1 protein-coding gene is annotated in these 1,020 nt (G+C 65.5%); it reads left to right on the top strand.

What is annotated here, in order from left to right:
- The coding region (locus D2K64_RS23750; protein ID WP_202910821.1) for a Bug family tripartite tricarboxylate transporter substrate binding protein at positions 1-675 on the top strand (675 nt) is incomplete at its 5' end.
- Positions 676-1,020: the final 345 nt, after the last annotated feature.

Here is a 1,020-nt window from a genome sequence, read left to right as displayed (position 1 = left end):
GCGATCTTCGCGGCGCTGCCCTACGATCCCATCCGGGACTTCGAGCCCATCATCCAGGCGACCGTTGTCCAACTCGTCATGGTGGTTCCGTCGTCGCATCCCGCCTCCACTGTATCGGAGTTCCTGGCCTGGGCACGCGCGCAGGGCGGGCGCACTGCCTACGCCTCCTCTGGCAACGGGTCGAACCCGCACCTCGCCGCCGCCGACCTGCTGAACCGGCTGGGGATCCGGATGGAACACATTCCCTACCGTGGCTCCACTGCGGCGCATGCCGACCTGATCACGGGACGGACCGCGATGATGTTCGATGCCTACGCGGCGGTTCAGCCGCACGTCGAGGCGAACACCTTGCGCATGCTGGCCGTGTCCGGGGCGGAGCCCTCGCACCTGCTTCCTGGCCTGCCGACGGTCGCGGCCGCCGCTGGCATTCCTGGGTACGCGGCGCCGTCATGGGGCTGCCTTCTGGCGCCTGCTAACACGCCGGCGCCTGCGATTGCGGCCTTAAACACAGCAACATCCGCCATCCTGGCCGCTGATGATGTGCGCGAGCGTCTGGCCGTACTCGGCGCCGAACCCGTGGGCGGCACTCCGGAGCAACTTCGAGAACTGATGACGCAGGAGCAGGAACGCTTAGTCGCGCTTGTCAGTACCCTCGGCCTCAAAGGAAGCCTGTGACCTCAGGAGCCGTCAGCGCTGCGCGACCCCTCATCCCTTCGCTGGAGATCCCTCGCCTCCGGCATGTCCCGCGAGCAGCTGCTGGTGAACTTCTCGGAAAGTGCAGAGAACCGGCTTCAGACGGCAGCTGAGATCAACGAAGGGATCTGGCTGGGCTGAAGCGCTACGAGCACCCGCTTGATTGAAGCGGGTGCCGATCGCAGCAACCTTCTATGCAGCGCCGCAGCGCGTTCGTTATCCTCGGCAGTCACAGACGGACATTCCGGAAAACCTAGTTGTTGACGCGCCAATCTGACTCTCTGGCTCTGGTCAACGGGGGCGGCAGGAATGTCGGGGCAACCCGGC

The sequence above is a fragment of the Teichococcus vastitatis genome, assembly GCF_003604215.1.
In the GTDB taxonomy this organism is placed as follows: domain Bacteria; phylum Pseudomonadota; class Alphaproteobacteria; order Acetobacterales; family Acetobacteraceae; genus Pseudoroseomonas; species Pseudoroseomonas vastitatis.
Note: the sequence above shows the minus strand (reverse complement) of the source record. Positions and strands in the feature narration are given on the sequence as shown.